17 protein-coding genes are annotated in these 18,557 nt (G+C 68.0%); 10 read left to right on the plus strand and 7 right to left on the minus strand.

Annotated features, from left to right (window positions below; genetic code table 11):
• The first annotated feature begins 87 nt into the window (after positions 1-87).
• Positions 88-1,446: a glutamate--tRNA ligase gene (gltX, locus tag BSY19_RS13365; RefSeq protein WP_069057080.1), complete on the plus strand. Its 1,359-nt coding sequence runs from the start codon at positions 88-90 to the stop codon at positions 1,444-1,446.
• 115 nt (positions 1,447-1,561) lie between these two features.
• Here gltX and BSY19_RS13370 read toward each other — a convergent pair whose 3' ends face one another.
• On the minus strand, positions 1,562-2,890 hold the full coding sequence (locus tag BSY19_RS13370) for an MFS transporter (RefSeq protein ID WP_069054596.1): 1,329 nt from the start codon (positions 2,888-2,890) through the stop codon (positions 1,562-1,564).
• 204 nt (positions 2,891-3,094) lie between these two features.
• Positions 3,095-4,294 carry a DUF2865 domain-containing protein gene (locus BSY19_RS13375; protein WP_069054597.1) on the minus strand — a complete coding sequence of 400 codons (1,200 nt, stop codon included), beginning with the start codon at positions 4,292-4,294 and terminating at the stop codon, positions 3,095-3,097.
• Positions 4,295-4,590: 296 nt separating this feature from the next.
• On the opposite strand from BSY19_RS13375, the gene BSY19_RS13380 reads away from it, so the two are divergent.
• Positions 4,591-5,541 (plus strand): phosphoribosylaminoimidazolesuccinocarboxamide synthase, encoded by a 951-nt coding sequence (locus BSY19_RS13380; protein ID WP_069054598.1) that lies wholly within the window; start codon positions 4,591-4,593, stop codon positions 5,539-5,541.
• A 3-nt stretch (positions 5,542-5,544) separates the two neighbouring features.
• On the opposite strand, the gene BSY19_RS13385 is transcribed toward BSY19_RS13380, so the two are convergent.
• Both BSY19_RS13385 and BSY19_RS13390 read right to left on the minus strand, forming a co-directional pair.
• Positions 5,545-6,039, minus strand: a complete 495-nt coding sequence (locus tag BSY19_RS13385) for a MarR family winged helix-turn-helix transcriptional regulator (RefSeq protein ID WP_069054599.1) — start codon at positions 6,037-6,039, stop codon at positions 5,545-5,547.
• 31 nt (positions 6,040-6,070) lie between these two features.
• Positions 6,071-7,156: a TRAP transporter substrate-binding protein gene (locus BSY19_RS13390; RefSeq protein WP_069054600.1), complete on the minus strand. Its 1,086-nt coding sequence runs from the start codon at positions 7,154-7,156 to the stop codon at positions 6,071-6,073.
• A gap of 63 nt (positions 7,157-7,219) precedes the next feature.
• Between BSY19_RS13390 and BSY19_RS13395 the strand changes: the two genes are divergently transcribed.
• From BSY19_RS13395 to BSY19_RS13410, 4 genes are all read left to right on the plus strand, one after another.
• Positions 7,220-8,035 carry a fumarylacetoacetate hydrolase family protein gene (locus BSY19_RS13395; RefSeq protein ID WP_069054601.1) on the plus strand — a complete coding sequence of 272 codons (816 nt, stop codon included), beginning with the start codon at positions 7,220-7,222 and terminating at the stop codon, positions 8,033-8,035.
• 132 nt (positions 8,036-8,167) lie between these two features.
• Complete coding sequence (locus BSY19_RS13400) at positions 8,168-8,701, plus strand: hypothetical protein (RefSeq protein ID WP_069054602.1); 534 nt, start codon at positions 8,168-8,170, stop codon at positions 8,699-8,701.
• A 79-nt stretch (positions 8,702-8,780) separates the two neighbouring features.
• Positions 8,781-9,293 carry a CreA family protein gene (locus tag BSY19_RS13405; protein WP_069054603.1) on the plus strand — a complete coding sequence of 171 codons (513 nt, stop codon included), beginning with the start codon at positions 8,781-8,783 and terminating at the stop codon, positions 9,291-9,293.
• Positions 9,294-9,302: 9 nt separating this feature from the next.
• Positions 9,303-9,971 (plus strand): hypothetical protein, encoded by a 669-nt coding sequence (locus BSY19_RS13410; protein ID WP_083247588.1) that lies wholly within the window; start codon positions 9,303-9,305, stop codon positions 9,969-9,971.
• Here the strand turns inward: BSY19_RS13410 and BSY19_RS13415 are convergent.
• Positions 9,955-10,290 (minus strand): hypothetical protein, encoded by a 336-nt coding sequence (locus BSY19_RS13415; RefSeq protein WP_069054604.1) that lies wholly within the window; start codon positions 10,288-10,290, stop codon positions 9,955-9,957. The two genes, BSY19_RS13410 and BSY19_RS13415, sit on opposite strands and share 17 nt — an antisense overlap.
• A gap of 320 nt (positions 10,291-10,610) precedes the next feature.
• Between BSY19_RS13415 and cysS the strand changes: the two genes are divergently transcribed.
• Both cysS and cimA read left to right on the plus strand, forming a co-directional pair.
• The gene (gene cysS, locus BSY19_RS13420; protein WP_069054605.1) at positions 10,611-12,179 is read left to right on the plus strand and encodes a cysteine--tRNA ligase; all 1,569 of its coding nucleotides are present in this window, start codon (positions 10,611-10,613) and stop codon (positions 12,177-12,179) included.
• 159 nt (positions 12,180-12,338) lie between these two features.
• The gene (gene cimA / locus BSY19_RS13425) at positions 12,339-13,937 is read left to right on the plus strand and encodes a citramalate synthase (protein ID WP_069054606.1); all 1,599 of its coding nucleotides are present in this window, start codon (positions 12,339-12,341) and stop codon (positions 13,935-13,937) included.
• A gap of 197 nt (positions 13,938-14,134) precedes the next feature.
• Here the strand turns inward: cimA and BSY19_RS13430 are convergent, their stop codons facing one another.
• A complete protein-coding gene (locus BSY19_RS13430) occupies positions 14,135-14,479 on the minus strand; it encodes a hypothetical protein (protein WP_069054607.1) in 345 nt (114 codons plus the stop codon).
• A gap of 158 nt (positions 14,480-14,637) precedes the next feature.
• On the opposite strand from BSY19_RS13430, the gene BSY19_RS13435 reads away from it, so the two are divergent.
• Positions 14,638-16,551, plus strand: coding sequence for an ABCB family ABC transporter ATP-binding protein/permease (locus BSY19_RS13435; RefSeq protein ID WP_083247589.1), 1,914 nt, complete (start codon positions 14,638-14,640; stop codon positions 16,549-16,551).
• Positions 16,552-16,637: 86 nt separating this feature from the next.
• Positions 16,638-17,126: a hypothetical protein gene (locus BSY19_RS13440; RefSeq protein ID WP_083247590.1), complete on the plus strand. Its 489-nt coding sequence runs from the start codon at positions 16,638-16,640 to the stop codon at positions 17,124-17,126.
• Between the two features lie 13 nt (positions 17,127-17,139).
• Here BSY19_RS13440 and BSY19_RS13445 read toward each other — a convergent pair whose 3' ends face one another.
• Positions 17,140-18,507 carry a cytochrome P450 gene (locus tag BSY19_RS13445; RefSeq protein WP_069054608.1) on the minus strand — a complete coding sequence of 456 codons (1,368 nt, stop codon included), beginning with the start codon at positions 18,505-18,507 and terminating at the stop codon, positions 17,140-17,142.
• Positions 18,508-18,557: the final 50 nt, after the last annotated feature.

Raw genomic sequence — 18,557 nt, forward strand, 5'->3', positions numbered from 1 at the left:
ATGGCTCGAATTGCGTCGCACCATGCTCCCTGCACATGACTCGAGGGGCGATTGTCGCTGCCGGCCAAAAGCGCCATAAGCGCCGCCATGACCAGCCCCGCGCCTTCCCGCCCGCCGCTCCTGCGCTTCGCGCCCTCGCCGACGGGCTATCTGCATATCGGCAACGCTCGCTCGGCCCTGTTCAACGGGCTCTATGCCCGCCGCCACGGCGGGCGCTTCATGCTGCGTTATGACGACACCGATCTCGCCCGCTCGAAGCCCGAATATGCCGCCGCCATCGCCGAGGACCTCGCCTGGCTCGGCATCACGCCCGATCTCGTCATCAGCCAGTCGCAGCGCCTCTCGCTCTACGATGCCGCGGCGGAGGATCTGCGGGCCGCAGGCCGGCTCTATCCCTGCTACGAGACCGCCGACGAGCTCGACCGGCGCCGCAAGCGCCAGCTCGCCCGGGGCCTGCCGCCGATCTACGACCGCGCCGCGCTGAAGCTCACCGCCGAGGACCGGGCGAAGCTCGAGGCCGAGGGGCGTCGGCCGCATTGGCGCTTCCTGCTGGAGCCGCGAATCGTCGCCTGGACCGATCTGATCCGCGGCGACGCCCATGTCGACTGCGCCTCGCTCTCCGACCAGGTGCTGATCCGCGAGGACGGCACCTATCTCTACCATCTGCCCTCGGTGGTCGACGATGCGGCGACCGGGGTGACCCACATCGTCCGCGGCGAGGATCACGTCACCAACACGGCGGTGCATATCCAGATCTTCCAGGCGCTGGGCGCGGCGCTGCCGGCCTTCGGCCACCATAACCTCCTGACCACGGCGAGCGGCGAGGGGTTGTCCAAGCGCCTCGGCCATCTCTCGCTGCGCGGCCTGCGCGAGGCCGGCGTCGAGCCGCTGGCGGTGGCGGCTTTGGCCACCCTGACCGGCTCCTCGGATGCCGTGCGTCCGGTGGCGAATCTCGACGAACTGGCGGGGCTGGTCGATCTCGCCCATGTCTCGCGCGCGCCGGCGAAATTCGACGAGCACGACCTCGACACGCTCAGTGCCCGCACTCTGCACCAGCTGCCCTATGGGGTCGTCTCACCCCGGCTTGCGGCAATGGGCATTGGCGGGGCGGAGCCGTTCTGGCTCGCGATCCGTGGCAATCTCGGCAAGCTCGACGAGGCGCGGCTCTGGGACGATGTCGTGCGCGGGCCGATCCGGCCGGTGATCGCCGATGTGGACTTCGCCGCGACCGCGGCGTCCGTGCTGCCGCCCGAGCCCTTCGACGCGACGACCTGGAAAAGCTGGACGGCCGCTGTCCAGGCCGCGACGGGCGCCAAGGGCAAGGCCCTGTTCATGCCGCTGCGCCAGGCGCTCACCGCGCAGGACCATGGCCCGGAGTTGGCGGCGCTGCTGCCGCTGATCGGGCGGGACAAGGCGCTGCGGCGGCTGAAGGGCGAGAGCGCCTGAACGCGACCGTCATTGCGAGGAGCGCAGCGACGAAGCAATCCAGGGCAACTTGGGGCACGCCGCTCTGGATTGCTTCGCTACGCTCGCAACGACGCCAGGCGCCAGCGCCTTCAGATCAATCGTGCCGGTGCATCGCCGACTGATGCTTGGTGTCGCGCATGGTCGAGTAGACCAGCAGCGACAGGAAGATCACGCCGGCCAGGTAGTAGAAGAACCACTGCTCGTGGCCCTGTTGCTTGAAGAACAGCGCGATCGCGGGCGCCGTGCCCCCGAAGATCGAGACCGTCAGGGCATAGGGCACGGCGACGCCGGTCGCCCGGATCGCAGTCGGGAACAGCTCCGCCTTCACCACCGCGTTGATCGAGGTGTAGCCGGCCACGAAGATCCAGGCGCCCGAGATCAGCAGGAAGGCGACCCAGGGCGACCTGGTGCCCGCCAGCGTCGTCAGCAGCGGCACGGTCATGAGCGTTCCCGCGACGCCGAAGAAGATCAGCAGCGGCTTGCGGCCGATCCGGTCCGAGATCGCGCCATAGATCGGCTGCAGGATCGCGGCGAAGATCAGCGAACCGGCGATGACATAGGTGGTCGTGATGTCGGAGAAGCCGGCCGTCTGGCGCACGAAGGTCTGCATATAGGTGGTGAAGGTGTAGAAGGCCGCGGTGCCGCCGGCGGTCAGCCCGACCACGATCGCGACCTCGCGCGGATAGCGCATCAGGCCGCGGATCGAGCTTTCGCGCTTCACCGGGCTCTTGTTGGCCTCCGTGAAGGATTCGGTCTCGTGCATGTGGCGGCGCATGAACAGGGCGGTGATCGCCAGCAGGGCGCCGATGATGAAGGGAATGCGCCAGCCCCAGGCAACGAGTTGCTCATGCGTCAGGAAGACGTTCTGGAGCAGCAGCAGGACGAGGATCGCGGTGAGCTGCCCGCCGATCAGCGTGACGTACTGGAAGCTCGAATAGAAGCCGCGATGCTCGGGGTCGGCGATCTCGGAGAGATAGGTTGCGCTCGCGCCGTATTCGCCACCGAGGCTCAGGCCCTCGATGATCCGCGCCAGCGCCAGCAGGGCCGGTGCTGCGAAGCCGATCGTCGCATAGGTCGGCGTCAGCGCGATGATCAGCGAGCCGAAGCACATCATCAGCACGGAGATCGTCAGCGACAGTCGGCGCCCGTAGCGGTCGGCCAGATGGCCGAACAGCCAGCCGCCGAGCGGACGCACGATGAAACCCGCCGCAAACAGCGTCGCCGCATTGAGCTGCTGCACCACCGGATCGCTGGAGGGGAAGAAGGCCGGCGCGAAATAGAGCGAGAAGGCCGTGTAGGCGTAGAAATCGTACCATTCGACGAGATTGCCGACGGAGCCGACGAAAATGGCCTTGAGGCGCCGTTTTGCGTCGGCGAACTCGATCGGACGCGGGTGCGGCTGGGATGTCGCGAGGTTGGACATGGCGGTCTCCGGCGCGGGAGCCGCCAAGGCTGCCTTCGACGACGGGCACGATGCGGTCGGGGAGGCGGTTCCGGTCGGCTCGCCCGATAAGGGGGGGCGTCCGACCTTCTATCGCGCTGTCGTTGTCATGCGTCCACAGGGTGCGCAGGATAATTCTGCGCGACAGAAATGCGTTGGACGCATGGATTGACCGGCCCCATCCGGTCAGGGCCGGATGGTGGCGTTCTCGAGATTCGGCGCCAGGTTGGGCGCGACGATCCGCACCGTGCGGCGCTCGCCGGTCACGCTCTGGGTCTCGCGCTTGAGCCCGTCGCCCTTGTCGAGGACGCGCTCGCCGACCGTGGCCGGGCCGACGCCGGCGGATTCCGTGCCGGCCGTGGGCGAGTTCTCGGACGGCATCGGCTTCTCGTCGGGAATCTCGACCGCTGCCGGTTGCGGTGCCGGCGCCGCGCCACGGCGCCGCGGATCGGGTTTCGCATCCTTCGGTCGCACGGGTTCCGTTGCCTTCGGACGCGAGAGTTCCGCTGCGCGCTGCTCGGTGACGATGACGTCGCCCTTGCGCTTGTCCAGGAGGTACTCGGCGTCCTTCAGCGCCTGGGCCCAGCTCTGGCCGGGAGCGCGGCAGGTGCAGGCGGCGTCGAAGCTGCGCTGGTACTTGCCGGCATTGGGCAGCGAGGCATAGGGCTGCCCGGTCGAGCGCGCGACCGCGTTCTGGATCTCGCCGCCATTGGTCATGCCATAGGCCAGGGTCTGTGTGCCCGGGCAGAGCGCCTGGCACATCTCGTCCGAGCTGTCGCGTCCGCCGGGATTGTTCGCGAGCGGGAAGAAGAAGCCGTCGCAGGTCCGCACGCAGACCGTCTGCGGCCCGCCGAGGCGGGGCTTTTCCTGCTCGAGCGGCTGCTCGGGGTCGAGTTCCGGCAGGGTCGAATCGATTTCGCCGCGGCGCGGCTCCAGGCCGAAGATCGTCTCGAAGAAGCCACGCTGCTGCGGCGCCCGGCAATTCGCGTTGATCGCGGCCACCAGCTGGGCCCGGCGCTGCTCGACCGCGCCGCCCTGGGCCATCTGCTGCAGCCGGGCATATTGCCCCTGCAACTGGCCGATCTGCGCGCGCAAGCCCCCGCATTCGCGTGGCGGGCCTTCGCCGAAGAAGGTGAAGCCGCCGCGCTCGCAGCCCATCGCGCGGTACTGGTTGGTCGCCTGGGCAAGCTGTGCGCCGACGCGCTGCGCCGTCTGCGCGGCGCGCGGATCGCCGCCGCCGCCCTGGCCCTGCAGGCTCGCCAGCTCCGAGCGCCAGGCACTGCAGGCGGGGGACTGCGCGACCGCGACGCCGCCCATGGCGCTCAGGGCCACGAGCGCCGCAACCAGGCGCAGGACGCGCCGCGGAAGGGAGGATCTCGATGTCATCGGGAGTCGGATCACGTCACCTGCTTGTCGGTCTCGAATGCCGGACGATCCTTGCCCCTGGCTGGCGGCTCGTCCCCGTCGCCGACAACAGCCTCCAAACGCGACGGAACTATGGAGCGATGCCCGCCGGGCACCGACGATGTCGGGTCCGCATGCCATATTCGCCCTCGCCGGGCAATCGCTGCGCCGCTTGCGCTCGTGGATCGAGAGGCGGTTGGCGTGCGCGCGCCGACTGTCTAGAAGGCTCGCACCCGCCCGCGCATGTCGCGCCGGCGTTGCGACCGGGCGATGCCGACATGACCCTTCCTCTGGCGCTGGAAGCCGCCTTCATCCCCGAACTGCCGAACTACTATCGCGGCAAGGTGCGCGAGAACTACGATCTTCCCGACGGTCGCCGTATCCTGATCTCGACCGACCGGCTGAGTGCCTTCGACCGCGCCATCGCCGCGATCCCCTGCAAGGGCCAGGTGCTGACCCAGACCGCGCGCCACTGGTTCGAGCAGACCGCCGACATCTGCCCCAACCATGTGCTCGAATATCCCGATCCCAACGTCGTCGTCGGCCGGCGGCTCGACATCCTGCCCGTCGAGATCGTGGTGCGCGGCTATCTCGCCGGCACCACGGGCACCTCGATCCTGACCATGTACAAGCAGGGCCTGCGCGCGATGTACGGGGTCACGCTGCCCGACGGCCTGCACGACAACGAGCGCCTGCCCGAGGCGATCATCACCCCGACCAGCAAGGCCTTCGACGGCGGCCATGACGAGCCGCTCTCGGCCGCGCAGATCGTCGATGAAGGGCTGCTGACCCGCGAGCAGTGGGACACAGTGAGCCGCTATGCGCTCGCGCTCTTCGCGCGCGGCCAGGCGATGGCCGCGCAGCGCGGTCTGATCCTCGCCGACACCAAATACGAGTTCGGCACCGACACGGACGGCACGATCCTGCTCGCCGACGAGATCCACACCCCCGATTCCAGCCGCTACTGGATGGCCGGCAGCTATGCCGCACGGTTCGAGACGGGCGAGAAGCCGGACTCCTTCGACAAGGATTTCGTCCGCAACTGGGTCGTCGCCCGCTGCGATCCCTACACCCAGGATCTGCCGCCGATCCCCGCCGAGCTGATCGCCCAGACCTCGGACGTCTATGTCCGCGCCTTCGAGACCATCACCGGCCAGACCTTCGTGCCGCCCCCGGCCGGCGAGCCGCCGCTCGAGCGCATCCGCCGCAATCTCGCGCGGTTCTTCTGACCCTTAGCCCTCGTCGTCGCGATAGCTGCCGGCGAGGTGACGGCTGCGCTCGGTCAGGGTCGAGAGCACGCGCTCGAAGACCTTGAGCTCCTCGGGCGCGATGCCCTCCGTCCAGCGCGCCTGGAAGGCCAGCGCCAGCGGCACGATCTGGGCGTAGATCCGCTCGCCGGCCGCCGTCAGCGCGACGAAGGATTCGCGCCGATCCTGCCGGTTCTCGGCGCGCGAGACCAGCCCGCGCTTTTCCAGCTCCGTGACGGCGCGCGAGACCTTGGTCTTGTGCATCTGCGCGAGTTCGCCGATGTCGCGCGAGGTCAGCTTGCCGAATTCGCCGAGCTGCGCCACCACCCGCCATTCGGGAATGCCGATGCCGAATTGCGCGTCATAGATGCGCCCCAGCGCGCGCGCCGAGTGGAACGCCACGACATTGAGGCGATAGGGCAGGAACTGCTCCAGCCGGAGCGGCGTGTCCGGCTGGGAAGACGGAGGCTTCGTCGTCATCGTCTGGCAGAAGCCTCCCGTGGCCGGACGCTCAGCGCGCCTTCAGCCGGTTCATGAAGCTGTCGAAGGACAGCTCCGCAACCTGCCACCAGAGCAGGTTCTCGCCGCGGAACGCGACCATCGACTCGTAGCCCTTCTTGAAGTCCGCGCTCTTGGCGGAGGTCTCGGCGTAGTACTCGTCGGCCGCCTTCAGCGCCGCCTCCATCACCGGCAGCGGGAAGGGGCGCAGCTGCGCGCCCTGCGCCACGAGCCGGCGCAGGCCGCCCGGGTTCACGAAGTCGTATTTGCCGAGCATCCAGTTGTTGGCCGCCTCGCAGGCCTGCTGGACGATCGCCTGGTAGTGCTTGGGCAGCTTGGCCCAGGCCTCCTTGCCGATGATCAGATGCAGCATGGCGCCGCCCTCCCACCAGCCGGGATAGTAGTAGTATTTGGCGACGCGGATGAAGCCGAGCTTCTCGTCGTCATAGGGTCCGACGAACTCGGCCGCGTCGATCGTGCCGCGCTCCAGCGCCGGGTAGACGTCGCCGGGCGCGATCTGGGTCGGCACCACGCCGAGCTTGGCCAGAACCGCTCCGCCCATGCCGCCGATCCGGAACTTCAGCCCCTTGAGGTCGTCGAGCCCCTTGAGCTCGTTGCGGAAGAAGCCGCCCATCTGGCAGCCGGAATTGCCGCAGGGGATCGAATAGGCGCCGAAGCGGTCGAGCACGCCGTTGACGATCTGCTCGCCCCCGCCGAAATACCACCAGCTGTGCTGCTGGCGGGCGTTCAGGCCGAACGGGATGCCGGTGCCGAGCCCCAGCGTCGGGTCCTTGCCGATGTAGAAATAGGTCGGCGAATGCGCGCATTCGACCGTGCCGGAGGTGACCGCGTCGAGCGCCTGCAGGCCGGGCACGATCTCGCCGGGCGCGAAGACCTGGATCTGGAACTTGCCGTCGGTGGCGTCGCTGACGAGCTTGGAAAACTGCTGCGCCGTGCCGAAGATCGTGTCGAGCGACTTCGGGAAGCTCGAGGTCAGCCGCCACTTCACCTCGGGCTGCGACTGCGCGATCGCGGGCATGGCGACCGGGGTCGCGGCGGCGGCGAGAGCGCCTGTTTTCAAAAAGTCGCGGCGTTTCATAAGGTGATCCTCCCACGGGCCTGTTCCGTCCTTATTGGCCCGTCAGGCGAGGAATGAAAAGACATGAAACTCGCTTCGCTCCAGCATGGCCGCGACGGCCGTCTCGTCGTGGTCTCGCGCGACCTGACCCGCGCCACCGATGCCTTTCCCGTGGTCCCGACGCTGCAGGCGGCGCTCGACGACTGGGAGCGTCATGCCCCGCGCCTCGCCGATCTGGCGGAGGGTCTGGAGCATGGCTCGGTGCCCTCCTTCCGCTTCCACGAGCATGACTGCGCCGCCCCTCTGCCGCGCGCCTTCGGGCGGCTGGTCCTCGCCCGATCGGGCGAAGCGCCCGTCCCCGCGCGGTCCGCCGGGTCGCTGGGGCCGCGCCAGCCGGTGCGGGCGGTCGATGAGAGCACCGGTCTCGTCGCCGAGGCGGGCCTGGCCGTGATCGCGGGAGACGTTCCGGCGATGGCCGGCCCGGCGCAGGCAACGGGCCTGATCCGGCTCGTGATGCTGGGCTGCCGGGTGATGGAGACGGTCGGCGGAGGCGGCGGTGCCGCGCAGGAGGTGGCCTGCAGCTTCTCGCCGGTCGTGGTGACGCAAGACGAGATCGGCTCCGCCTGGCGCGACGGGCGCCTCGACGTGCCCCTGCTGTGCCGGATCAACCAGCAGCCGCTCCAGCGCGGCGAGGCGGCCGGCGCCGTCGCAGCGGGCAGCCTGCTGGCCCAGGCGGCCGGGCGTCAGGCGCTGCAGGCAGGGACGATCGTGGCCTGGGCCATCCCGATGCCGCAGGAGCAGCCGCTGCGCTTCGGCGACACCGTCCGCATCGAGATGAAGGACGCCGCTGGCCATTCCATCTTCGGCGCGATCGAGCAGGAGATCCTGCCGGCCGGGTGAGGGGAACCCTCGCGCGGTCCCCGCGTCGGAGAGCTTGGCGTCCGAGGGCTTGGCGTCATAGCGCTTGGCGCCTGCCGGGCCGCCGGCTACCCTGCGCCCAACCGCCAAGCCCGCTGCGAGAGCCGACGCCTGATGATCGACACCGTCGCCTTCTATCCCGAGACCGTCCCGCTCGCCGTCTTCGTCTGGGGGCCGGTGCTGGTGATGATCCTGTTCTGGGCCGCGGGCATCTGGTCCAGCCGCCAGGGCGTGCCGCGCATGCTCGAGAACGATTGGGACGGCTACAACGCGGCCGATGTCGAGAAGCTCTTCGCGATCTATGGCGAGACGCACCGCGCCCGCTACCGCAACCGTGTGCTGCCGGCCGATGTCGCCTTCGCCTTCACCTACGCCATCGTCGGCGCCATCCTGCTCGCCGGCCTGTCGATGCGCGGGCAGCCCTGGTGGGTGGCGGCGCTCTGTGGTGGCGGCTGGCTGCTCGGCGGCCTCTGCGATGTCGTCGAGAACCTCGCGGTCGCCCGGCTGCTCGACAAATACCCGAAGGTCGAGGCGGGCGACGTCGCCTTCGCCAGCCGTGCGACGCAGATCAAGCTCGTGCTGTTCCTGCTCGGCACCGTCGGCGCCATCGCCGCGGCCTATCTCGCCTTCAAGCCGCTGGCGGCCTGAGCCGCCTCGGGCTCTGGCGCGCACGCTGCACGGCAACCATATCTGGCGCGGGGCACTCGGCCCCGGGAGAGACGCCGCCATGAAAGCCATTGCCGCCGCTTTGGTCGCAGGGACCCTCGGCCTCGCAGCCCTGGCGACGCCGGCCGCCGCGCAGGAAGACCTGATCTTCAAGAAGTCCACCGTCTGGAAGATGCTGACGCCGGACCACAAGCTCGCGGTCTACGGGATCGACGATCCGATCGTCGAGGGCGTGGCCTGCCACTACACCGTTCCGGAAAAGGGCGGCGTCGCCGGCATGTTCGGCGTCGCCGAGGAGGTCTCCGAGATCTCGCTCGCCTGCCGTCAGATCGGACCGATCCGGTTCAAGGAGAAATCCGAGCAGGGCGACGTCGTCTTCCGCGAGCGCCGCTCGCTGATCTGGAAGAAGATGCAGATCGTCCGCGGCTGCGACGCCAAGCGCAACGTGCTGATCTACATGGCCTATTCCGACAAGCTGATCGAGGGCTCGCCGCAGAACTCGACCTCGACGGTGCCGATCATGCCCTGGGGCGGCGTCGGCGAACCGGCGAAATGCGCCGACTGGATCAAGTGAAGGTAAGCCTTGGGCACGGCCTGCCTTCGCTTCGTTCTGCAAGCTGTGGATCCGGCTCTCGGCTGCCCGATCCTCGAAGCGCAATTCTCGCTCGAGACGATCGAGCCGCTGGTCGCCATATTGGGTGATGAGGTAAGGGACGTGCTCGACGGGGCAATCTGGGAGCTCGATGCCTCAGATCTGGAGCGCCTTTCGGCGGTGGTCGGCTTCGTGTTTCCTCGCCAATTCGGCGAAGTCCGGCTTGTGGAGTGGAGCACTCTTCGTGCCGTGCCTTACCTGATCCATACCGAATTCGAGCTGGCGCTGATGCTCGAAGGCCGCAAACCATTCGCTGCCTTCGGCGATGCATATCCCAACGACTGTTTTGAGGCCTGGATGGCCCTGTTCGACCCGTTTGTCGAAGAAGGCCGTTTCGTCCGGCGCATCATCGACCAGCCATTTCCGTCGCCGAAGCGCAATGCGTCAGGCGAGACGGTCGAAGGAATTCGATCCGTCTACGTCGCGCTTCGCGGAGAGGAGTGGCGGATCGAGGCTTGGATCGAGACGTGGAAAACGGCGGCGCTGTCGGGCTGGAACGAGGCGCTGGAGCGTCGCCAGGGCGAACTGCTGGGTTACACCGAATGGCAATGCGACTGGTGGGCCGTGAACCGCCGGGACGTGCTCACCCCCCGCAGGTGATGACCAGCGGCTGCTCGGGCGTCCGGGCGGGCGTGGCCTTCGTCTTCGAGAGCGAGCCGGTGAAGTCCTCGCGCGAGGCCAGACCGAAGGAACTCGCTTTGGCGAAGCCCTTGGCCTCGCACCAGGCATCGGCGACGATCTTGCCGCATTCCGCCTTGCTGGAGATGCAGTCGGCGACGCCGTAGCCGTCCCCGGCCGGGATCAGGAAGGTGCGCTGTTCGCTGGGCGCCGCGCTGGTGCGCGTCGTCGGCAGCACCGACAGGGACAGCCCGGCTCCGACAATCCCGAACAGGCCGACCAGGGCAACGGCGCGACGCATGGATGTGGTTTCCTCGTTCGGACGACGGGCGCTCAACCCTCGACTCACGAGGATGGTTCCGATCGGTTAAGATTTGAATAAAATGGCCCGCATCGGGCCCGGCCGCGGCAAAAGCGGGGCGCCCTCTTGACGGAAAGCGCGCGTGAAGGCAAGCGTGTCGGGATGACGCGGGCCTTCAACCCTATTTGCATGATTTGCCGCTAGCTTTCGCTGGCCGGCTGCTCACGTCCTCATCCTGAAACGGTAAAGACAGACAGCGCCCCGGCCAGCGGCCAGGATCGCCTTCGTTCGTTTTCGCCGTTTACCAGGATACTCCGTCGATGCCGCCGACCCTGAGGCTCTACAACACGCTGACCCGGACGAAGGAGGATTTCGTCCCCGTCGATGCCGCCAATGTCCGCATGTATGTCTGCGGGCCGACGGTCTATGACTACGCCCATATCGGCAATGCGCGCCCGGTCATCGTCTTCGACGTGCTCTACCGGCTGCTGCGGCACCTCTATGGGGCCGATCACGTCACCTATGCCCGCAACCTCACCGACGTCGACGACAAGATCAACGCGCGCGCCGCCCGCGATTTCCCCGGCCTGCCGCTGAACGAGGCGATCGCGAAGGTCACGGAAGCGACGACGGCGCAGTTCCATGCCGACATCGCCGCGCTCGGCTGCCTCCCGCCGGACGAGGAGCCCCGTGCCACCGACCATATCGGGCAGATGCAGGCGATCATTCACCGCCTGATCGCGCGCGGCGTGGCTTATGTCGCCGAGGAGCATGTGCTGTTCCATGTCCCGGCCGTGGCGCATCTGCGCGCCGCGCCGAAATACGGCGCGCTCGCCCGCCGCCCGCTCGACGAGATGATCGCCGGCGCCCGTGTCGACGTCGCCCCGTACAAGCGCGATCCGATGGATTTCGTGCTCTGGAAGCCGAGCCGCGACGGCATCGATCCCGGCTGGCTCTGGCCGAACGGCGCGCCCGAGGGCATCACCCGCCCCGGCCGCCCGGGTTGGCACATCGAATGCTCGGCCATGTCGATGGCCAAGCTGCTCGAGCCCTTCGGCGGCGGGCTTGCCTGCGACGATCCGCAGAAGAACGTCTTCGACATCCATGGCGGCGGCATCGACCTCGTCTTCCCGCACCACGAGAACGAGATCGCCCAGTCCTGCTGCGCCTTTGGCGGCGCGGACGGCTCCGGTCGCATGGCGAACTACTGGATGCACAACGGCTTCCTGCAGGTCGAAGGCGAGAAGATGTCAAAGTCGCTCGGCAACTTCGTCACGATCAACGAACTGCTGGAGACGGAGACGTTCGGCGGGCGCAAATGGCCCGGCGAGGTGCTGCGCCTTGCGATGCTGAAGACGCATTACCGCCAGCCGATCGACTGGACGGTGAAGGCACTGGAGGAGGCGGAGAAAAAGCTGGAACGCTATCGTGGCCTGATCAAGAATTTTGGCTCGGATCGTCCTGCTAACCCCTCCGCGATCGTTGTCCAAAGGTTGTCGGACGACCTCAACACTCCCTCTGCGCTTGCCGAAATCGATGCGATTGCGCGTCGCGCGAACGGGGTTGTGGGTTCGCTGAGTGATGATGAAATCAGATCACTGAATTCTGCGACGGCCATAGAAGCTCAGACAGCCGCTGCGAACGAGTTACGCGCTACGTTGCTTTTCCTCGGTATCGACATCGATGCCGAACCAGAGGGCGCCGTAAACCTGCTCTTCGAACGCGAGGTCGAGACAAAGATCGCCGCCCGCCTCGACGCCCGCCGCGTCAAGAACTTCGCCGAATCCGACCGTATTCGCGACGAACTCGCCGCCATGGGCATCGCGCTCAAGGACGGCAAGGACCCCGCCAGCGGCGAGCCGACCACGAGCTGGGAGGTGAAGCGATGAACCGCGACACACGACCCGCCTCCATCCTCATCTAGCCAGAAAAAGAAACGTCATGACCCCGAAGATCCGCCCCGCCGGCTCGCTCTCCGTCGCGATCAAGCTCGTCATGCTCGCCATGGTCGTGCCGCGCGTGCTGCGCTTCAAGCTGCGGCGTAAACCGTGACCGCGCAGCGCATCTACCTTTTCGACACGACGCTGCGCGACGGTGCGCAGACGACCGGCGTCGATTTCTCGCTCGACGACAAGCGCGCGGTGGCGGGCCTGCTCGACCGGCTCGGCATCGACTATGTCGAGGGCGGCTATCCCGGCGCCAATCCGCTCGACACCGCCTTCTTTGCGGAAAAGCCGACGAAACACGCCAAGTTCGCCGCCTTCGGCATGACCAAGCGGGCCGGGCGCTCGGCCGCCAACGACCCGGGCATCGCCGCGCTGCTGGAGGCGAAGGCGGATGCGATCGTCTTCGTCGCCAAGAGCTGGGACTACCATGTCCATGTCGCGCTCGAGATTCCGCTCGAGGACAATCTCGCCGGCATCCGCGAAAGCGTCGAGGCGGCGAAGGCGGCGGGCCGCGAGGTCATGCTCGATTGCGAGCACTTCTTCGACGGCTACAAGGCCAACCCCGACTACGCGCTCGCCTGCGCCCGCACAGCCTATGAGGCCGGAGCGCGCTGGGTCGTGCTCTGCGACACCAATGGCGGCACGCTGCCCGACGAGATCGGCGCGATAGTCGCCGCGGTGGCGAAGGTCGTTCCCGGCGATCATCTCGGCATCCACGCCCATGACGATTGCGGCTGCGCCGTCGCCAATTCGCTGGCCGCCATCGAGGCCGGCGCGCGCCAGATCCAGGGCACGCTGAACGGGCTGGGCGAGCGCTGCGGCAACGCCAATCTGGTGACGCTGATCGGCGCGCTGAAGCTGAAGGAGCGCTATCGCGAGCGCTTTGCGCTGGGCATCGACGAGAAGCAGCTCGGCGAGCTCAGCCAGGTCTCGCGCGCCCTCGACGAGATGCTCAACCGCGCGCCCAACCGGCATGCGCCCTTCGTCGGCGCCTCGGCCTTCGCCACCAAGGCCGGCATCCACGCCTCGGCCGTGCTGAAGGACCCGCGCACCTATGAGCATGTGCCACCGGAGGCCGTCGGCAACCGCCGCAAGGTGCTGATCTCCGACCAGGGCGGCAAATCGAACCTCGTCGCCGAGCTGGAGCGCATCGGCGTCACGCTCGGCCGCGACGATCCCCGGCTCGGGCGCGTGCTGGAAGAGGTCAAGGAAAAGGAAGCGCAGGGCTATGCCTTCGAGGGCGCTGACGCCTCCTTCTACCTGCTCGCCAAGCGGATCATGGGCGAGGTCCCGGCCTATTTCGAGGTCGAGCGCTTCAAGGTGAATGTGGAGCGCCGCTACAATGCGCTCGGCGACCTCGTCACCTTCTCGGAGGCGATCGTGAAGGTGAAGGTCGGCGACGAGGTGCTGATCTCGGCCGCCGAGGGCGCGGCCGGCCCGGTCAATGCGCTCGACGTCGCGCTGCGCAAGGATCTCGGCCGCTATCAGTCGCTGATCTCAGGGCTTCGCCTCGTCGACTACAAGGTCCGCATCTTCCAGGGCGGCACGGATGCCGTCACCCGCGTCCTGATCGAGTCGGCGGACGAGACCGGCGAGCGCTGGACCACGGTGGGCGTCAGCGCCAACATCATCGATGCCTCCTTCCAGGCACTCGTCGACTCGATCACCTACAAGCTGATGCGATCCGGCGCGACGGGGTGAGGGAAACACCCGGCCACAAATAAGGGCGCGGGGAACCCTTCTCCCGGATGGGAGAAGGGCAGGGATGAGGGACCGCCGCTGATCGTCAAAATCAGACGGAGCCGTGGCACCTTCTTGCTGCGACGGCAGGCCCTCATCCGGCGCTCCGCGCCACCTTCTCCCATCCGGGAGAAGGAAGAAGAGGCGTCGCGCGCCCCTCACTCCGTCAAACGGATGACTTTGTCCTTGCAGAGGTCCATGCCCTCGGCGTCGGTCTCGACCGCGTCGTCGAAGCGCGCCAGCACGAAATAGCTGCAGCCGGCCGGCTTGTTCAGCTTCACGGCGATGCTCTTGCCCGGCGCCAGCGGCTTGGCGATCTTGCCGACGAGGCGGGGCTGGTCGCCGCCGGTGGCGATCTCGAACAGCGTCAGCGGCACGGCCCGCATGTTGGTGACGGTGATCTGGGCCGGTGGCTTGGCGCCCTGCGCGGCGGCCGGCAGCGCCGGCAGGAGGCCGGCAGGACAGGCGAGCAGGCCCGCCAGGACAAGTCGGTGGATCGTCATGGTGTCGTTTCCCCGATGACGCGCTTGCAGCGCTGACCAATCTGACACCCGGCGTTCGGCCGAAGCAAGGCAGGGTTGTGGAAGGTTGTTCTGCGAACCCCCATGCATTCGCGGGCGTTTACCCCTATACCGGCCTCCCAACCTGGAATCGTCCCAAGATGTCACCGCCTGCCGCGCCGCCCCCGGCGCCGATCTTCGCGCGCTCGGCCGTGCTCCAGCCCGGATCGGGCTTCGCCGCCACCTTCCGGGCGCTCTGGCCCTATCTCTGGCCGGCGGACCGCGCCGATCTGCGCCGCCGCGTCGTATTGGCCTTCCTGCTGCTGGTGCTCGGCCGCGTCGTGCTGATGGGCGTGCCCTTCACCTTCAAATGGGCGACGGATGCGCTCGCCGCGACACCGACCACGCTCGGCGCCTGGCTGCCCTGGCTGGTCGGCGCGCCCCTGGCGCTGACGGTGATCTACGGCCTCGCCCGCGTCGGCTCGGCGGCCTTCATCCAGGCCCGCGACGCGCTGTTTGCCCCGGTCTTCATGCATGCGGTGCGCACGCTGGCGCTGCAGACCTTCGGCCATCTGCACCAGCTCTCGCTGCGCTTTCATCTCGAGCGCAAGACGGGCGGGCTGACACGCGTCCTCGAACGCGGCCGCAACGGCATCGAGGAAATGGTGCGGCTCGGGCTCAACCAGCTCGTTCCGGTGACGATCGAGCTCGTCCTGATCACCGCCGTGCTGCTGACGATCTTCAACTGGCTCTATGTCGTCGTGCTGGTGGTGATGGTCACGACCTACATGGCCTACACCATCAAGGCGACGGAGTGGCGCATCGCCATCCGCACCCAGATGAACGAGTCCGACACCGACGCCAATTCGAAGGCGATCGACTCGCTCTTGAACTACGAGACGGTGAAGTATTTCGGCGCCGAGGCGCGCGAGACTGCCCGCTACGACCTCTCGATGGCGCGCTATGAACGCAACTCGATCAAGGCCTACACCTCGCTCGCCTGGCTGAATTTCGGCCAGGCCGCGATCTTCGCGGCGGGCCTGACGATCTCGATGGTGATGGCGGTGCAGGGCTTCCGGGCGGGCACGCTCACGGTCGGCGACTTCGTGCTGATCAACGCCATGCTGATCCAGCTCTACCAGCCGCTGAACTTCATGGGCACCGTCTATCGCGAGATCAAGCAGGCGACGCTCGACATCGAGCAGATGTTCTCGCTGATCGGGAAGGACCCCGAGATCCAGGACAAGCCGGGCGCCAAGCCGCTCGTCGTGCCGGCCGGCGAGGTCACCTTCGAGGATGTCCACTTCGCCTATATCCCCGAGCGGCCGATCCTGAAGGGCATCTCCTTCACCGTGCCGGCGGGCAAGACCATCGCCATCGTCGGCCCGTCCGGCGCCGGCAAGTCGACGATCTCGCGCCTGCTCTTCCGCTTCTACGAGCCGCAACAGGGGCGCATCCTGATCGACGGCCAGCCCATCGCCGATGTCCAGCAGGTCTCGCTCCGCGCCGCCATCGGCATGGTCCCGCAGGACACGGTGCTGTTCAACGACTCCATCGAGTACAACATCCGCTATGGCCGGCCCGAGGCCACGATGGCGGAGGTCGAGGACGCAGCCCGGCTCGCCCAGATCGACCGCTTCATCAAGTCGTTGCCGGAGGGCTATGGCACTTCGGTCGGCGAGCGTGGCCTGAAGCTCTCGGGCGGCGAGAAGCAGCGCGTCGCCATCGCCCGCACCATCCTGAAAGGTCCGCCCGTGCTGGTGCTGGACGAGGCGACCTCGGCGCTGGATTCCTTCACCGAGAAGGAAATCCAGGACGCGCTCGATCTCGTCAGCCGCGGCCGCACCACGCTGGTCATCGCCCACCGGCTCTCCACCGTGATCAACGCCGACGAGATCATCGTGCTCGACAAGGGGCTGATCGCCGAGCGCGGCAGCCACGCCACGCTTCTGGCGGCCGACGGCATCTACGCCTCGCTCTGGAACCGCCAGCGCCAGGTCGACGAGGCCAAGGCGACGCTCCAGCGCGCCAGCGCCGAGGAAGAGCCCAGCGTGCGGGTGTCGCTGGCCCCCTGACGGCGGGAGCGTGCCGCTGGCCCCGGCGGCGCGCTTCCTGCATCCTGCCGGAGCCGATCCAGACTCCCGTCCGACGAGGCGACGCGATGTTCAACCCGTTGAGTTTCGTCGGCTTCCACACCTGGCTCAGCCTCATCGCCATCGTCGCCGGGATCCCGGTCGCGGTAGGGTTGCTCAGGGGCCATGTCAGCCCGCGCTGGACCGGCGTCTTCCTGTCCACCGCCTTCGCCACCAGCGCGACCGGCTTCGGCTTTCCCTTCAGCGGGCTCTTGCCCTCGCACATCATCGGGGCGGTGGCGCTCGCGCTGGTGGTCGTGGCGGGCTTCGCGCTCTATGCGCGCATGCTGCTCGGGCCATGGCGCGGCATCTATGCGGTCGCGGCGATGCTGAGCTTCTATCTGCTGCTCTTCGTCCTGGTGGCGCAGGCCTTCCAGAAGGTGCCGGCGCTGCGGGCGCTGGCGCCCGCCGGATCCGTGCCGCCCTTCGCGCTCGTCGAAGGCGTGCTGCTCGCGGTCTTCGTCGGTCTGACCTGGCTGGCGGCGCGGCGCTTCACCACCTACCGCCCGGTGAGCTGAGCGGCCGCTGCGCTCAGCCGCGCGGGCTCGCGTGCATCCGCAGCGGCTGCTTCGGCCGCAGCGTGATCTTCAGCATCGGCTCAGGAACCTGGCCGGGCAGCGGATCGAGCCGCAGCGCCGGCAGCAGCACCGCCAGGATCGCGACCGCCTCCATTGTCGCAAAGGCACTGCCGATACAGATGCGCGGGCCGGCGCCGAAGGGCAGATAGGCGTAGCGGTGGCGCCCGCGCCCGGCATCGCCGAGGAAACGGGATGGGTCGAACTGCTCGGGCCTGTCCCACAGCCTCTCGTGACGGTGCACCGCTTGGATCGGCACATAGAGCACCATGCCCTGCTTCAGCGCGACGCCGCCGAGCGTGAAGGGCTCCTCGACCTCCCGTGTGATCACCGGGGCGGGCGGGTAGAGCCGCATCGCCTCCTGGAAGACCGCCCTGGTCAGCGGCAGCGCCGCGACATGGCGCGGCAACAGCGGGCCCCCTTCGGTGACCGCCGCGATCTCCTCGAGCACGCGCGCCTCCCAGTCGCGGTTCTGCGCCAGCAGATGGAAGGTCCAGGCGAGGCCGACCGCGGTCGTCTCGTGCCCGGCGGTGACGAAGGTGAGCAGGTTGTCGACGATCTCCTCGTCGCGCATCGCCCGGTCCGTCTCGGGGTCGGCGCTCGCCAGCAGCATGTCGAGCAGGTCGCCGTGCTCCGGCGGCTCGGCCCGGCGCTGCGCCACCAGCGCCCGCAGATTTTCGCGCAGATAGGTCACCGAGGCGCGCGCCCTGGCCCGGCCCGGATAGGGCAGCCAGCCCGGCAGGCCGAAGAGGTTGTAGATGACCATGAAGTTCGACGGTTCGAGATAATCCGAGATCGCCTGCTCGACCTTGCCGACATCCAGCGCCTGCGCGCCCGACAGCATCGTCTCGATGATGATGTCGAAGGTGGTGCGCATCATCTCGTGGCCGATGTCGAGCGGCGCGGAGGCCGCCTGCCAGCGCCCGCGCGTCGCCTCCGCCGCCTCGATCATCGCCGGCAGGAAGCCGAGCAGCCTCTCGTGCTGGAAGCCCGACGCCACGGCCTGGCGCTGCCAGCGCCAATGCGCCCCATCGGCCGTCAGCAGGCCCTCGCCGATGGCGGGGCCGAGCACCTTGCGGATGAGGTTGCCCTTGCCGAGCCTGCCGGCCTGGCGGGTCAGCACCTCCTGGATCAGCGCGGGGTCGCAGACATAGAGGCTCGTGCGCCCACCGGTCGTCGCCAGTACCAGCCGCTCGCGATAGACCTCCGGCGGCATCGCCTGCAGCGGGTTGCGCAGCAGCGAGGCGATCACCGAGAGAGCCGGGCGGCGGCTCTCCACCAGCCCGTCCGGCGTCGTCGCAGCGAGGGCCTCGAGTGTCGTCACGGCAGCACTCCTGTTCGCCTGCGAAGGTGGTCGGCGAATGGGGCGCGGCG

This window comes from Bosea sp. RAC05 (assembly GCF_001713455.1).
Classification (GTDB): domain Bacteria; phylum Pseudomonadota; class Alphaproteobacteria; order Rhizobiales; family Beijerinckiaceae; genus Allobosea.

Bases quoted from the DNA above. Each gene is read 5' to 3' on its own strand.
- gltX (WP_069057080.1), top strand. From the start codon at position 88: ATGACCAGCCCCGCGCCTTCCCGCCCGCCGCTCCTGCGCTTCGCGCCC.
- BSY19_RS13370 (WP_069054596.1), bottom strand. From the start codon at position 2,890: ATGTCCAACCTCGCGACATCCCAGCCGCACCCGCGTCCGATCGAGTTC.
- BSY19_RS13375 (WP_069054597.1), bottom strand. From the start codon at position 4,294: ATGACATCGAGATCCTCCCTTCCGCGGCGCGTCCTGCGCCTGGTTGCG.
- BSY19_RS13380 (WP_069054598.1), top strand. From the start codon at position 4,591: ATGACCCTTCCTCTGGCGCTGGAAGCCGCCTTCATCCCCGAACTGCCG.
- BSY19_RS13385 (WP_069054599.1), bottom strand. From the start codon at position 6,039: ATGACGACGAAGCCTCCGTCTTCCCAGCCGGACACGCCGCTCCGGCTG.
- BSY19_RS13390 (WP_069054600.1), bottom strand. From the start codon at position 7,156: ATGAAACGCCGCGACTTTTTGAAAACAGGCGCTCTCGCCGCCGCCGCG.
- BSY19_RS13395 (WP_069054601.1), top strand. From the start codon at position 7,220: ATGAAACTCGCTTCGCTCCAGCATGGCCGCGACGGCCGTCTCGTCGTG.
- BSY19_RS13400 (WP_069054602.1), top strand. From the start codon at position 8,168: ATGATCGACACCGTCGCCTTCTATCCCGAGACCGTCCCGCTCGCCGTC.
- BSY19_RS13405 (WP_069054603.1), top strand. From the start codon at position 8,781: ATGAAAGCCATTGCCGCCGCTTTGGTCGCAGGGACCCTCGGCCTCGCA.
- BSY19_RS13415 (WP_069054604.1), bottom strand. From the start codon at position 10,290: ATGCGTCGCGCCGTTGCCCTGGTCGGCCTGTTCGGGATTGTCGGAGCC.
- cysS (WP_069054605.1), top strand. From the start codon at position 10,611: ATGCCGCCGACCCTGAGGCTCTACAACACGCTGACCCGGACGAAGGAG.
- BSY19_RS13430 (WP_069054607.1), bottom strand. From the start codon at position 14,479: ATGACGATCCACCGACTTGTCCTGGCGGGCCTGCTCGCCTGTCCTGCC.
- BSY19_RS13435 (WP_083247589.1), top strand. From the start codon at position 14,638: ATGTCACCGCCTGCCGCGCCGCCCCCGGCGCCGATCTTCGCGCGCTCG.
- BSY19_RS13440 (WP_083247590.1), top strand. From the start codon at position 16,638: ATGTTCAACCCGTTGAGTTTCGTCGGCTTCCACACCTGGCTCAGCCTC.